The sequence below is a fragment of the Cytophagales bacterium genome (assembly GCA_019456305.1).
Lineage (GTDB): Bacteria > Bacteroidota > Bacteroidia > Cytophagales > VRUD01 > VRUD01.
This window is the reverse complement of sequence record VRUD01000004.1, coordinates 1-13,873: the sequence shown is the minus strand read 5'-3', so window position 1 is coordinate 13,873 and position 13,873 is coordinate 1. Positions and strand designations below refer to the sequence as shown.

The 13,873-nt window shown below is 35.6% G+C and carries 17 protein-coding genes; 9 read left to right on the top strand and 8 right to left on the bottom strand.

All coding sequences use genetic code 11. The annotated features are described in order from the left end of the window. Window positions 1–165 precede the first annotated feature (165 nt). The 7 genes from FVQ77_01345 to FVQ77_01315 all read right to left on the bottom strand — a co-directional run bounded on the left by FVQ77_01345 (window position 166) and on the right by FVQ77_01315 (window position 4,047). Window positions 166–420, bottom strand: coding sequence for a hypothetical protein (locus FVQ77_01345; protein ID MBW8048989.1), 255 nt, complete (start codon window positions 418–420; stop codon window positions 166–168). 50 nt (window positions 421–470) lie between these two features. Further along, window positions 471–1,193 (bottom strand): 3'-5' exonuclease, encoded by a 723-nt coding sequence (locus FVQ77_01340; protein ID MBW8048988.1) that lies wholly within the window; start codon window positions 1,191–1,193, stop codon window positions 471–473. 259 nt (window positions 1,194–1,452) lie between these two features. After that, a complete protein-coding gene (locus FVQ77_01335; GenBank protein MBW8048987.1) occupies window positions 1,453–1,857 on the bottom strand; it encodes a hypothetical protein in 405 nt (134 codons plus the stop codon). A gap of 4 nt (window positions 1,858–1,861) precedes the next feature. Continuing rightward, complete coding sequence (gene lipB, locus FVQ77_01330; protein MBW8048986.1) at window positions 1,862–2,581, bottom strand: lipoyl(octanoyl) transferase LipB; 720 nt, start codon at window positions 2,579–2,581, stop codon at window positions 1,862–1,864. Window positions 2,582–2,617: 36 nt separating this feature from the next. Continuing rightward, the gene (locus FVQ77_01325) at window positions 2,618–2,830 is read right to left on the bottom strand and encodes an addiction module toxin, HicA family (GenBank protein MBW8048985.1); all 213 of its coding nucleotides are present in this window, start codon (window positions 2,828–2,830) and stop codon (window positions 2,618–2,620) included. After that, a complete protein-coding gene (locus FVQ77_01320; GenBank protein MBW8048984.1) occupies window positions 2,823–3,023 on the bottom strand; it encodes a type II toxin-antitoxin system HicB family antitoxin in 201 nt (66 codons plus the stop codon). Before FVQ77_01320 ends, FVQ77_01325 begins: the two co-directional genes overlap by 8 nt. Window positions 3,024–3,048: 25 nt before the next feature. Next, on the bottom strand, window positions 3,049–4,047 hold the full coding sequence (locus FVQ77_01315) for a bifunctional phosphoglucose/phosphomannose isomerase (protein MBW8048983.1): 999 nt from the start codon (window positions 4,045–4,047) through the stop codon (window positions 3,049–3,051). A 172-nt stretch (window positions 4,048–4,219) separates the two neighbouring features. On the opposite strand from FVQ77_01315, the gene FVQ77_01310 reads away from it, so the two are divergent. After that, window positions 4,220–4,594, top strand: a complete 375-nt coding sequence (locus FVQ77_01310) for a YraN family protein (protein MBW8048982.1) — start codon at window positions 4,220–4,222, stop codon at window positions 4,592–4,594. Between the two features lie 225 nt (window positions 4,595–4,819). On the opposite strand, the gene FVQ77_01305 is transcribed toward FVQ77_01310, so the two are convergent. Continuing rightward, on the bottom strand, window positions 4,820–7,237 hold the full coding sequence (locus FVQ77_01305; protein ID MBW8048981.1) for a polysaccharide biosynthesis tyrosine autokinase: 2,418 nt from the start codon (window positions 7,235–7,237) through the stop codon (window positions 4,820–4,822). A gap of 108 nt (window positions 7,238–7,345) precedes the next feature. Between FVQ77_01305 and FVQ77_01300 the strand changes: the two genes are divergently transcribed. The 8 genes from FVQ77_01300 to neuC all read left to right on the top strand — a co-directional run. Next, on the top strand, window positions 7,346–8,299 hold the full coding sequence (locus tag FVQ77_01300; GenBank protein ID MBW8048980.1) for a hypothetical protein: 954 nt from the start codon (window positions 7,346–7,348) through the stop codon (window positions 8,297–8,299). Window positions 8,300–8,469: 170 nt separating this feature from the next. After that, window positions 8,470–9,174 (top strand): acylneuraminate cytidylyltransferase family protein, encoded by a 705-nt coding sequence (locus FVQ77_01295; protein ID MBW8048979.1) that lies wholly within the window; start codon window positions 8,470–8,472, stop codon window positions 9,172–9,174. Continuing rightward, a complete protein-coding gene (locus tag FVQ77_01290; GenBank protein ID MBW8048978.1) occupies window positions 9,155–10,573 on the top strand; it encodes a hypothetical protein in 1,419 nt (472 codons plus the stop codon). The genes FVQ77_01295 and FVQ77_01290 overlap by 20 nt, the downstream gene beginning before the upstream one ends. A 6-nt stretch (window positions 10,574–10,579) precedes the next feature. Beyond that, window positions 10,580–11,611, top strand: a complete 1,032-nt coding sequence (locus FVQ77_01285; GenBank protein ID MBW8048977.1) for an N-acetylneuraminate synthase — start codon at window positions 10,580–10,582, stop codon at window positions 11,609–11,611. A gap of 204 nt (window positions 11,612–11,815) precedes the next feature. Beyond that, window positions 11,816–12,031: a hypothetical protein gene (locus FVQ77_01280; protein MBW8048976.1), complete on the top strand. Its 216-nt coding sequence runs from the start codon at window positions 11,816–11,818 to the stop codon at window positions 12,029–12,031. 45 nt (window positions 12,032–12,076) lie between these two features. Then, window positions 12,077–12,406 carry a hypothetical protein gene (locus FVQ77_01275; protein ID MBW8048975.1) on the top strand — a complete coding sequence of 110 codons (330 nt, stop codon included), beginning with the start codon at window positions 12,077–12,079 and terminating at the stop codon, window positions 12,404–12,406. Then, window positions 12,399–12,740: a hypothetical protein gene (locus FVQ77_01270; protein ID MBW8048974.1), complete on the top strand. Its 342-nt coding sequence runs from the start codon at window positions 12,399–12,401 to the stop codon at window positions 12,738–12,740. Before FVQ77_01275 ends, FVQ77_01270 begins: the two co-directional genes overlap by 8 nt. Window positions 12,741–12,760: 20 nt before the next feature. After that, window positions 12,761–13,873 (top strand): UDP-N-acetylglucosamine 2-epimerase (hydrolyzing) (neuC, locus tag FVQ77_01265; GenBank protein MBW8048973.1); only part of this gene is annotated, 1,113 nt, incomplete at its 3' end.

The window sequence follows — 13,873 nt, the reverse complement described above, 5'->3', positions numbered from 1 at the left end:
ATGTTTTATAAGGAGGTGCAAAAAACAGATAATTCCATAAAAGTATCAACAAAATCAAGTAGTTTTAAAGTAAATTCTACTGCATTTTAAGTGGGGAATCTTCACCAATATAATTGAATAATTTTTCTAACGAATCCAGAGCATTCTCTGTCCACCTAACTTTTATTACCATTTTTCCATCATTTGGCGTATCGCTCCGGATGTATGCATCTTTCCTTTTTTAATATCTCTTTCGGCTTTTTTAATACGCATCCTAAAAGTTTCAATACTCATTGGTTCACCGGGTGTAACGTAATTATCAAATTCTTTTACACTAGTCCCATTCTGTTCAATGGATCTAATAAAATTTAGATCTGTGAAGAGTTTGATTAAAAAATTTGCGTTCTCTTTGGTATCTACTTTTATTTTGATTGTTTCCATAATTTTATTTACTACGTAAAGATAAAAAAAATAGTTTAGCACTTCTGCATTCACAACAAATGAATATTCGCCTCATCAATAACAGGATGATTGTTCAACCTTAAAAACAACTGAGCCGTTACTACCACATCTCTTTTGCAGTATTCAGCAATTTTATCCAGGTCTTTTTCTTTGTAATAAACATGATTCACCATGCTGCCGTCTATCCCGTCTTTGCTTGTAGGAATACCGAAAAGAGCAGCAAGCAGATCAAGAGAAGTATAGTGTTTATAGTCACCAAATTTCCACATTTGCATCGTATCAAGATGGCGAACTTCCCAGGGTTTTTTATCAGAAATATCAAGCGCCTTTGGCAGGCCTATTTGATGAACCAGCATCCTGCGGCATATATAGGGGTAATCAAATTCTTTACCGTTATGCGCGCAAAGGAAAAGTTTTGAGGCATCAAATTTATTTTCAAGCAGATGCTTAAAATCTGCAAGTACATCTTTTTCGTTATGCGAGGCAATTGCTTTTACCCGGAAAGTTAATTCAGCAGATTCATTTTTTGAAAAATAACCTATTCCGATCGTTATGATCTTCCCGAATTCTGCATAAATGCCGGCTTTTTCGTAGAATTTCTCTTTATTACTCAATTCCGGCAAGTTGATATATTGAGCCTTTTTATCCCATAAACTTTTTAACCTGTCGTCTATTTGGTCATAAGATTCTTCGCAGCTAACTGTTTCAATGTCAAGGAAGAGGATGTTTTTTAGATAATTAGTATCAAACATGGTAATGCGCATAGAGCATAGCGGGCATACGCCCGACCGTATGGTCGCATGGCCCCGCCAGTTGGCGGGGTAAAGTGCACTGCGCTTTGCTCAAAGAGTTTTTTTAAAATTAGTTATTTTTCTTGATAATTGCTATATTCCCAAATCTTGAAATCTAAATTTAGTCATAATTAAAATCGCATAGAGCAAAGCGCATAGCGTAAAAGCAACCCGTAGTCTTACGCCATGCGCTATGCGCCATGCTCTAAGCGCTATGCGCTTATTCATGCAAGATTCCTTCCAAATTAAGTTGTGGTATATTCATTAAATTTTTCTCAATGATACTTTCCGGCACAAATATAAATTTTTTATCATATATCTGCTTTTTGATGTAATAGCTTACCCAAAATTCATTACAGAGATGGAAAATGGCGGGATCAATGGGTTCTATGATAGTATGGCATTGAGGTTCTAATTTGTTTATGAGATGCCTTAGTACAGAGGTTTTACGTTCTTTACCATCCTGGTATCCATAGCCCTTGGAGCTGACCAATACGTTTTTTAATGCTATGTCATTATTATTTATCAAAAAAACATACCAATCATAATTGTTTACACTGCTCTTTTTGCGGGCTATAGCTACCGCAACATCTTCTACCGGTGGAAAGGAGATATCTTTTTTCATTTTATTAATTAGTATTAACGATTGTCAACCCAAAAAGTTCACGGAAGTGATCCATGAGCTTTATTTCAACTTCCTTAATATCAATCACCCTATTAAGTTCCAAAGCCAAAGAAGTTACCGATCTGCCCGAAATGCCACAGGGGATAATATTATTGAAATAAGAAAGGTCGGTATTGATATTAAAAGCAAAGCCATGCATGGTAACCCACCTGCTTGTTCTTACCCCTATTGCACAAATTTTTTGGGAGCTATTATCTTGTTTATTATCAACCCATACGCCTGTTAAACCTTCAATACGCCTGGCATTGATATTGTAATCTGTTAAAGTTCGAATTACAGCTTCTTCCAAATGTCTAAGATACTTATGAATATCCGTAAAAAAATTATCAAGATCAAAAATAGGATAGCCAACGATTTGTCCGGGTCCGTGATAGGTAATATCGCCACCCCGGTTTATAGCATAAAATGCCGCATCTTTCTCTTTAAGCCCTTTTTCATTCACTAATAAATTGTCTTTGGAGCCACTTTTGCCTAAGGTATACACGTGGGGATGTTCACAAAAGAGCAGGTAATTTGGGGTAGGAATATGATCCTGGTGATCTAATTTTCTGTTTTTAAGCTTAATGTCAATAATTTTCGAGAATAATTGCTCCTGGTGATCCCAGGCCTTTTTATAATCAATCAGTCCGAGATGTTTGAAATGGACTTTTTTGTTTTTTGACACTTTTTTAATGAATGAGTTATATTCATACAGTTTACCTCATAAAAGTTTCTTAAATTCCTCAATAGTTAGACCTGACCCTTTTACAATATCGGCCATTGTAAAAGCATTAATTGGATTTGCTCTGGGAATGGTAACAGTTTGTTTTCCATTGGTCATCGTTATATGTTTTCCCTGTCTTGCAATCCAAAAACCTGCTTTTTCAAAAGCGTGTATAGCTCTCTTGTGGTTTATACCTGGTATCTTAGGCATGATTTACTTCTACATAACGAGATTCTTCTTCTTTATTCAGTTCTTCTACTGTCATTAACCATGCCTGTATAGCATCTTTAATATTCTCCAGGGCTTCATTTTCTGTTTGCCCTTGTGAGCAACAACCAGGTAAACCTGGAACCCATACAGCATAACCTTCTTCTGATTTCTTTAGATTTACTTTATATTTCATATTTCAAAGGTAATAAAAATTTATTTTATTTTAGTTTAGATAATTCTCCTTTCAAATAATTTATTATATCAACAGGAAACGGGTCAATTTCGTTCAATTCTGCAAGATAGACAGACACCCAATCCAATAAATGTATCAGGTAGATAGATTGTTCTATCAGCGAATTGCCAGTCGCTTTTATTTCTAATACCGAACCACATTTTCTTTCAAAAATCGACTTACATATATTCATTCTGACAGAATTTCGCGGATGGTCATAACCGGTACGAATTATTATTACAGCTGTTTGTGAAAAAATATTTTCCGGGAACTCCCAGCCTACAAGCTCATTGTGGTTCATTTCAGGGAATAGATTCACATGGCATATCTGCTTGGCATTTTCATTTATTTGCTGCTGAAAACGGGTAGCCACAGCGCCTGATCTATTGTCAACATATATGATTGGCAGCTTATGATGTAATCGTTGGGCAATTTCCTTTGCCTGTTTGTGAATATTATCACTTAGTTGATCTATTAATTTTATACTTGCTAAAAGATCATCAATAAATTTGTTGCTCATTAATCCATAGCCATTTAAAATAAAGAGCAATTGAACAAACGAGTAGCCAAGGCAGGCTCTCGGGCAATCAATGCCCGAAGGAATTTTGGCATGATCAAGATCTTTTTCATTTGCCATTTCCAGAAGTTTTCCACCGGATGTGATACAAACTATTTTTGCTTTTTTATTCAGGACTTGTTTAATGCAGGATAAGGTTTCTTCGGTATTGCCCGAATAGGAGGAAGCTACAAACAGCGTATTTTTGCCCACAAACCCGGGGATTTCATAATTTTTTGTAATAACAAAAGGAACCTTTAATTTATCAGCGGTAAAGGATTCCACTAAATTGGCGCCAATGCCCGAACCACCCATGCCTGCAACAACGATGTTTCTGATCTCAGCGCCAGGTTTTGTTAGTTTTAATTGCTTACCAATTTCTATTGCTTCTTTGAGCTGTTTGCTAAATCCAGATATTAATTTTTTCATAATACGAATCCCCGATGCAAATATGCTAATTATAATGCTAATATACTACTTTATACTAATTATACGAATATTTTTACTCTGCTTCTTAATATAGATTTCATTATTAGTCCCGCCAAAGGCGGGATTAGTATTCATTCGTATATTAGCATTTTTTTATTCGTATATTAGTATCATGACTGGTCACATAGAGTTCGGGAAAAAAGGGGAAGATCTTGCCGTCCAATTTCTTCAAAAAAATGGTTATGAAATTCTTAAACGGAACTACCGGTATAAAAGGGCTGAGATTGATATTATTGCTCAAAAGGAAGGCCTGCTGATATTTGTGGAAGTGAAAGCAAGGAAAAGGATTGATTTTGGTTACCCTGAAGAGGCAGTGAATGAAAAAAAGGTTGAACTGATACAAGAAGCTGCTGAAAATTTCATGGAAGAATCGCCATGGGGTAGGAGGCATGAGCCGGGGAGTGGCGGGCAGATACGTTTTGATATCATTTCAGTTACTTTAGAAAAGGGCGTTTTTGATATCTTGCATATTGAAGACGCGTTTTGATGGAAAATGGTAAATGGTAAATGGGAATATACTTCACTCATCTTACATTTTCCATCTTCTTAGATATTTAATAAATTTTAATATCTCAACTCCAAATTTAGATGTTCTTTCCAGTAATTCTATGGTTTTGTCATCCATTATTATAAGAAATTATTGATACAAATTACTACCCCGGATATTCCATTTTCCATCTCCCATTTTCCATCTCCCATCTCCCATTTTCCATTATTTAAACAGCCCTGCGACTTTTCTTACCAGGCCATTTGAATTAAACAGCCCGTTGATCTTTCTTAACATACCATTCTGTTTTTTGTCTTCTTCGTAATATCCGTAGCCATATCCATACCCGTATCCATAACCATAGCCGTATCCATAACCGTACCCATAAATTCGGTCTCTTTTTGTATCATTTAATAACAGCGTCAGGTTCTTAGCTGTTCCGTCTTTTAGCAACTGGTTTGCAGTCTCAATATGCTGTTTTTTGGAGTATGTTTGTCTGACAAGATACAGGTTAATATCTGCATAGCCCATCAATATAAGTGCATCTGTAACGATCCCTATCGGGGGCGTATCTATGATAATGTAGTCATATTTTTTCTTCAGCTTTTCAATAATCTCTTTGGTTTTGGGGTGCATAATGAGTTCAGAAGGATTAGGAGGTTTCGGCCCTGCGGTCAATATATCCAGATTTTCTACTTTAGAGCTTTTTATCGTTTCATCTAAAGTAGCTTTACCGATTAATATCTGGCTTATCCCGTCATCATTGGTCATGCCAAAATCTTTTTGGATCTCGGGTTTTCTCAGGTCAAAACCAACTAAAATGACTTTCTTCCCGGAAAATGCCAATATCGCAGCAAGATTTATAGCACAGAAGGTTTTCCCTTCCAAACTTATTGTTGAAGTAACTAAGATCACTTTTTTATCAACATCACTGGCCATATACTGAAGGTTTGTTCTGACCGATCTGAAGGATTCAGCCAGCGCTGATTTGGGATTATCAATAACGACAAGATTTCTTTTTTTGCCAACGGCACTATGCCCAATAATGCCCAGTACGGGTATATCACTCAAAGTTTCGAGCTGGCTTCTGCTGGTAATGGAATCATCCAGAAAGTCTTTCGTGAAAATATATGCAAGGGATAATAATATTCCGGAGAGTAAAGCGGCAATATATGTAAGTTTTTTTCTTGGCGATACCGGAGCAGTAGGCGTAATAGCATAATCAAGTACTGCGTTATCAGCAACAGTGGCTGCTTTAGCAATTGATATCTCTGCCCGCTTTTTAAGTAAGTACATGTAGATGTTTTCATTTACTACAAAATGTCTTTGAATACCTATATATTCACGCTCTGTTGCGGGGATGGTATTAAGGTTTTTTTCATACTTTTTGATCTTTAATTTAAGGTTGTTTAAATTATCCAAGGCGCTTTTTCTTACATTGTTAATATTTTCGACCAGAGAAGCTTTAATATCTTCAATTTTAAGCATTAATTGTTTTATAGCAGGATTTAACTCTGAGGAATTTGTTAATAAGTATCGCTTTCTGGTTTGGTTTGCTATTAGATCTTTGATCAATAAGGAAAGTAAAGGGTCTTGTTTTTCTATAAATGCCGGAGCAATTAAATTTAAGTCTTTATTTTGTATGATGTAAGAATATAAAGAATCTAAGGATTGAAGCTCCAATTCTAATATTACTTTTTCTTTGTCATATTGAAATAATCTGGTAATTGATAATTCTGTTTCTTTTTCTAAATCAACTATTCCGTGATCTGTTTTATATTTCTCAAGGCTGAATTCTGCGAATATTAAATTATTTTGGATATCCTTCAGTTGTGAGTCAATAAATTTAATAGTATTTGTTAATATCTGTGTTTTATCTTCCTTCTCCCGGGATATATAAGCGTCTAATACAGCATTAATAAAATCTTTTGCCCTTTCAGGTATGCGGTCTTTAAAGGATACTTTTATTACTGAAATTTTCTTACCGGGAGGAAATATTTCCAGCCCTGCTTTAAATTTATTAATAAGAGTAAGAGTATCATGTACAATAAATGAATAGGTTACATCAGGCATGTTGTTAAGATTTTTTAAATTTTTAGTAATTGTAATCCCCCACTCATTTATGGCAGCGCCAAAATGGTGGGTGCTTTTATTTCCATTATTTGTTAATACAAATTTGTTATTATCCAATAGTTCTACATTAAAAACTTTGTTATAAAGTTCTTTGGCTGCATACTTAGTTTCAACAATGAAAGGAGGATCTTTATAGTATTCATGGTCTTTTAGTTTTTGCCGTGCGGCATGAAAGTATGAAACATTAACATCAATACCGGATAATGCTCTTTTGATCAGCGAGCGTGACAGAAGTATCTCTACTTCAGTTTCAATATTTCGTTTTATATTAAACAAGTCCAATTCTTCTAATATTGCATCCGTACCTACACTAGTGTTCATTTTGTCTTTAATGAGCAGCGTTCCACTTGATGTATAGATAGGTGTTGAATATCTTATCATAAAATAACCAATTGACAAAGTAATGGCTGTGATAATAGAGATCAGCAGCCAGTTTCTTGCAATCAGAAAGATTATTCTTTTAAAATCAACTTCGTTTTGTTGGATTATGTATTGTTTTGGATCTGGCATGGGTTTGATAGTTCAAAATAATTTCTTCAAGGTGTGCGACACCTAATACGGGTAAAAATAAGGATTTTTAATAAAAAAATGTTTATTTTGTGCAAAAATACGAATTAATTGAAGCAAATCAAGATTTATATAGCAGCTCCTGAAAAGTTTAGCAATCAGGCGATCAATATTTTAAAAGAAGCCGGTCAGATTTTTTTTGATCATACCCGGCAATCAGGCATAAGAGAAGCAATCAAAGATTTTGATGTTGTGTGGCTTAGGCTTTCTGATAGGGTTACCCGTGAAATGATAAATAAAAATAATCGCTGCTGTGTAATTGCGTGTCCGGTTACAGGTATTGACCATATTGACGCGGAAGCTTGCAGCCGGTACGGCATTAAAGTGATCAGCCTGAAAGGGGAAACGGAATTTTTAAAAGAGATAAGGGCCACAGCAGAATTGACTATTGGAATTACCCTGGCTTTAATTAGAAAAATCCCCGAAGCTGTAAATTCTGTCAGGCAGGGCGCCTGGAAACGAGATCTGTTCCAGGGAACTGAGCTGTATGGGAAAACCGTTGGAATTGTTGGTATGGGGAGATTAGGTAAAATTGTTGCCGGTTACTTTAAGGCATTTAAAATGAATGTATTAGGTTATGATATTCGGCCGGACTTTCCCGATGACCTGGCGATCAAGGTGAATACATTGGATGATTTGATCAGCAAGTCTGATATTGTGAGCTTACACGTAAACTATGATGACACAACAAGAAATTTGATAGGAAAAGAGGAACTCTCTTACTTTAAACCGGGCTCAATTTTGATCAACACTTCCAGAGGTGGTGTGGTAGACCAACAGGCGCTGATTGATGTATTAAACAAAAAACAACTCGCTGGCGCTGCCGTGGATGTTTTGGATGGAGAGCCGGATATTACCGAAGATCATCCTTTGATCAATTATGCAAATAATAATTCCAACTTATTGATCGTTCCGCATATTGGTGGAAATACAAAGGAATCTTTTGAGAAGACAGAAGTGTTTATTGCAAAAAAGGTGGTTGAGTATTTGAAAATAAAAAATTAGGTTCAAAAATTTTAATAAAAAATGAATTTTTAATAATTCGTATACCTTCAACTATTGTTCCGCAGGAATATAACTTTATTTTGAATCCTTTACATAGGGATTTTCATCAGGTTAAAATCGTGGATATTATGAATTTTAATTTTGACATTAGAATAAAATCATAGTTTAAATTGAATGGTAAAAAAAACATATTGGCAATTATCCCTGCAAGAAGCGATTCTAAAAGGGTAAAAAATAAAAACCTAAGAGAAATTGGCGGAAAGCGTCTTGTTGAGTGGATCATAGAGGCTGCTATTAATACCAGCGTATTGACCACGATCGTTTTGTCTTCAGATGATGAAAAAATATTGAACCTGGCAAGTCAATACAATAAAATAACCAAACTCAAAAGACCCGGGAAAATTTCAGGTGATAAATCTTTAGCTATCGAATATGTAAGACATGCACTGAATGAGACAGAAGATAATGATAACCTTTTTGAGTACATAGTTATTTTACAGCCCAGCTCCCCATTTACTACAAATGAAGACATAGAAAATACCATTCGCTTATTAGAAGATGCTAATGTTGACAGCAGTGTTAGCGTTTGTGAATTGAGTCATGCCCTTCATCCAAAAAAAATAAAGCTACTGAAAGATTCGGTGCTGTTACCATATTTTGAAGATGAAAAAGGGCTTACGGCAGCACATCAGATACCAAAATTGTATATCAGGAATGGTTCGGTATATGCATCAAAAAGGCGTGTTATAGACAGTCGAAAAATAATCGGAGACGTTTGTAAAGGCTACGTAATGCCACGGGAAAGATCTATTGATATTAATGATGAATTTGATCTGGAGTTTGCAAATTTTTTGTATGAAAAGAATGAACTTTGATATATGTTATATTATAAGCCACGGTTTTTCTGCCAGAATGATCTTTGATTCAGATTTGATACCTCATTTAAAGCATAAAGGATTGTCAATAGCAATCGTCACACCAAATGCCAATGAGGAAAGTATGCAATCCACTGCCAACAGGCTAGGAATTTCGATATTTCAAACCCCCAAAACCAATCGTTTATTGATCTCTGAATATTTAGTTTTAAGAAGCTATATTTACGAAGATATCAAAAATAACCCTGCACTTTGGTCAAAACATCTGAGAAGCATCAAATTTAACGAAAGCATTATTCCCTGGAAAAAGATAACTCCTTATATTTATTATCCTTTGCACCTGTTTTCAAGAAAAAATCAATGGATGGTTGAACTTTTCAAAAAGTTTGAAAAAATCATGCTTAAAAATAAAAATGTAGCTCAATTGATCAAAAAAATTAACCCAAATTTGATAATTGCTACGTATCCGGCAGATTTTCTGGAGGGTTCATTTATTCACATGGGAGTACGCAATAAAATAAAAACTGTTACCCAGCTATTAAGTTGGGATAATATTACCTGCAAAGGCCATTTCCCGGCAGTTTCAGATTATTTTATTTCCTGGGGGCCTATTATGTCAGGTGAAATTGTGGAATATTACAATTTTGAAAAAAAGCAAATATTTGAAACAGGTGTCCCGCATTTTGATAAACATATTTTAAGTCCTGATACTGAGAAATTGAACCATTACATGAAACTTTTAAAACTTGATCCTGAAAAACCATACCTGTTTTTGGGAATGAGTTCTCCTTATTTCGCACCACATGAAATAGACATCGTTGAATGGCTGGCAAATAAGATCACGAAAAATGATTTTGGCAGGGATATGCAGTTGGTGGTCAGGCCGCACCCTCAAAATGTGCAGGGTAATTTGGCGGATCTTAATTGGCTGCCTCGTTTAAAAAAAATACAAAATGAAAGGGTGGCAGTTGATTTTCCTTTACTTGAAGAGGAAAGTAAATTACGTTGGAATATGAAAGACGAAGATTTAATTAAATTAGTGAACTTAATTTTCGGCTGTTCCGTATCAATGAATTCCGGCTCTACATTATCAATTGATGCAATTGTACAAAATAAGCCTGTAATTTTGACCTCCTTTGATGCTGACCAGCAGCTACCATGGTTTAGATCTGTAAGAAGAACGCAGGAATATTTGCATTTGAAGAAATTAATTGACCTAAAAGGCGTTAAAGTAGCTAAATCATTTGAAGAATTAGAAAGATATATTATTAAATATTTGGAGAACCCTGACGTGGATCTGGAACAAAGAGAAAAAACTAAATATATAGAGTGCGGGGTATGTGACGGTAAGGCATCTGAAAGAGTTGCCGATGCTTTGTATAAAATTTTAAATGACTAATAATCCATGTTATTTGAAAGTATTAATAAAAATACGCACAAATGCTGCTTAATTGCTGAAGTGGCCCAGGCACATGATGGCAGCTTAGGTACAGCGCATGCCTATATTGATGCCATTGCAGATGCCGGTGCAGATGCTGTTAAATTTCAAACACATATTGCAGAGGCAGAGAGTACTCCTGAAGAACCCTGGCGGGTGAAATTTAGCAAACAAGACAAAACCCGCTATGACTATTGGAAAAGGATGGAATTTACAAAAGTGCAATGGAAAGGCCTGAAAGAACATGCAGAAGAAAAAGGATTGTTGTTTTTAAGTTCGCCTTTCTCTTTTGAAGCTGTTGATCTTCTGGAAGATATAGGGATTAAAGTTTGGAAGATTGCCTCCGGAGAAGTAAATAATACACCACTGTTGGATAAAATTGCACAAACAAAAAAGCCTGTTATTATCTCTTCGGGAATGAGCGCCATTAAAGAGTTAGACCAGGCTGTAAATTTATTTAAAAAGAAAGGGATCCAGTACGCTGTAATGCAATGTACAGCAGCCTATCCTTGTCCGCCAGAGAAAATAGGTTTGAATTTAATCCATGATTTCAGGCGAAGATACAAATGCCCGGCCGGGCTTTCTGACCACTCCGGGACAATTTTCCCGGGCCTGGCAGGTGCAGCATCAGGGATGGATCTGTTGGAAATTCACGTAACATTCAGCCGCCAGATGTTCGGCCCGGATGTAGCGGCATCAGTTACTCTTGAAGAGCTAAAAACCTTAGTGGAAGGGATTAGGTATATTGAACTGGTGAACGCAAACCCTGTAAAAAAAGATGAGATCTATTCTGAAATGCGGTCTGTAAGGAAGCTTTTTACAAAAAGCATCATCACAAAAAATAAATTAAAAAAAGGAACGATCCTTAAAAACGAAGACCTCACTTTTAAGAAGCCGGGAAACGGGATACCTCCCGGTGAAATTAATAATATAATAGGGAAAAAGCTAATAAGGGACGTGCCGGAAGATCATTTTCTGAGCATGGATGATTTAGGTTGATATGATTTAAGGTGTGCCACACCTACCAAAACGAAAGTAAGATGTGGCACACCTCCCCTTAATAAGATTTTAAAAACCTTAAAGGTGTCCTAAGGCTTTTTAACGACAGGTGTGCCACACCTACCAAACTTTTCTGACATTTGGTTGGTTTATTTTTTAGAATTGAAATAATTTGCTAAATTTGTAATCCACAATCCATATACTATGAATACTTTTACAAAAATAGTAGGAGAAATAAAAGAGTTAAGTACAGAAGAAATCAAGGATTTATATTTTATTACTAAACGCTATTTAATTAAAAGCCAACGTGAAAAAATTTACCAAAATCATATTGATTCATTAAGTGAATTTGAGAAAGGATTGTTGACCTTTTCAGATAATATTGAAGATTTAAAAAAAATGTTAGACAAAGATGATTGAGGTAAGATTTAGTAGTTTATTAATAATTAAAAACATATCACAATTATGACTAAAATAGAATTATCAATACCTGATAGATTTTCTAATATAGATCCTGAATTGCGCGATAAGCTTTTGACAGGCGCCTTACGAGAAGTGGCTGCTATACAACTAAAGGAGAAAGAGGTGGAGTTAGGAGAAGCAAAAAAGAACATACTGAAATTTGAGCAGATATACCATGGAAGTTTTGAAGGTTTCAAAAAAACGCTTCCTAAGAATGCTGATCATAAGCTGCATGAAGACTTTGTTGAATGGTCCTTTTGGAATGATGTTTTCAATAAAGCACAAAGTTTAGTAAAAGATTTGAGATTTGTGTTAGGAAAATCTAATGACTGATATTTTAGAAGAATTTGGTGATATTATTGAAACCATAGAATTTACCTCTACAATACAAAGATATGGTTTTGAGTTTACTAAAATCAGATTGAGGCTTATTGACGGAAGTAGTTTAAGGATTTGGGAAAAAAGATTTAATAAATCTTTGCAACGTTATAGCTACTATTGGCTGGATGAATTAAACAAGCAGATAATTGGGTGGGATAATGCACCCCACCACTCCAATATAGCGTCTTTTCCCCATCATAAGCATGTGGAAGATAAAATTTTGCCTTCAAAGTATAAACTCATTGACGTGTTTAGATATATCGCAAGTAGATTAAGAGATAAATAGATATACTCATTTTTTTCATTATGAAACGTAAAGTCTGTGTAGTAATAACCGCCCGGCCAAGTTATAGTAGAATTAAAACAGCGCTGCAGGCAATAAACAAGCACAAAGACATGGAACTTCAATTGGTTGTAAGCACCTCTGCTTTGCTTGAAAGATTAGGTTCAATTATCAACTATATTAAGGAAGACGGATTTGAGATTGCTGCCAAAGTTTATAACGTGATAGAGGGGGATAACCTAACGAGTATGGCAAAAACAACAGGATTGGGAATGTTGGAGCTATCAAATGTTTTTTTAAATCTTTCCCCTGATGTTGTAATAACCGTTGCTGATAGATTTGAGACCATAGCGACTGCCATAGCAGCCGCTTATATGAATATCCCTTTGGTTCACGTGCAGGGTGGGGAAGAAACAGGTTCCATAGATGATAAAGTGCGCCACGCAATTACTAAATTAGCAGATTTTCATTTTGTTTCAACGCATAAAGCTGCAGAAAAAGTGATAAGCATGGGTGAAGACCCGGAGTGTGTTTATCATACCGGCTGTCCTTCCATAGATCTGGCAAAGGAAATCCTTAATGATCCCGCACTGGACTTTGATCCTATTAAAAAATATGGAGGGGTGGGGAATGAAATAGATTTTTCTGATGGCTATATAGTTGTTATGCAGCATCCGGTTACCACCGAATATGAAGTTGCAAAGGTTCAGGCATTAGAAACTTTGCATGCAATAAAAGATATAAACATGCCCACTTTTTGGTTTTGGCCCAATATTGATGCCGGCTCTGATGGTACATCAAAGGCGATCAGAACTTTCAGGGAACTGGAAAATCCTGAGAATATACGGTTTTTTAAAAATATGCGTTCCGGTGATTTTCTGAAGCTGATGTATAATTGTAAATGCATGGTGGGTAATTCTTCTATCGGTATAAGGGAAAGCTCATATATGGGCGTGCCCATCATAAATATTGGTACACGTCAGAATAACAGGGAAAGAGCCGGCAATGTGATGGATACCGGTTATAATAAGAACGAAATAATAAATGCAATCGGGAAACAGATCTCAAACGGAAAATACGAACAAAGTTTTATATATGGGAATGGGGAGGCAGGGGAGAATATCGCTGATTTGCTT